We start from the raw sequence: 284 nt of genomic DNA on the forward strand, positions 1-284 counted from the left end.
CGGCGCGCCTCCTCCAGAGGCTTGCCGACGAGGAGGTCGTTGAGGACGGAGGCGCTGGCCTGGCTGATCGAGCAGCCCTGCCCCTCATACGACACATCCCCTACCGTGGTGCCGTCGAGGCGGACCCGCAGGGTGATCTCGTCCCCGCAGGTCGGGTTGGTGTGATGGACCTCCGCGTCCCCTGCGCGCAGGCCCCGTCCGTGCGGGTGTTTGTAGTGGTCCAGGATCACGTCCTGGTACATCGAATCGAGCTTCACGTGACCACCCCTAGCCGAAGAAGTTCC

1 protein-coding gene is annotated in these 284 nt (G+C 66.5%); it reads right to left on the reverse strand.

Annotated elements, in window-relative coordinates; translation table 11 throughout:
* Positions 1 to 257: Fe-S cluster assembly sulfur transfer protein SufU (sufU, locus tag IF55_RS35700; RefSeq protein ID WP_048833141.1), on the reverse strand; the 257-nt coding region annotated here is incomplete at its 3' end.
* Positions 258 to 284: the final 27 nt, after the last annotated feature.

Source organism: Streptomyces varsoviensis (assembly GCF_000718635.1).
Lineage (GTDB): Bacteria > Actinomycetota > Actinomycetes > Streptomycetales > Streptomycetaceae > Streptomyces > Streptomyces varsoviensis.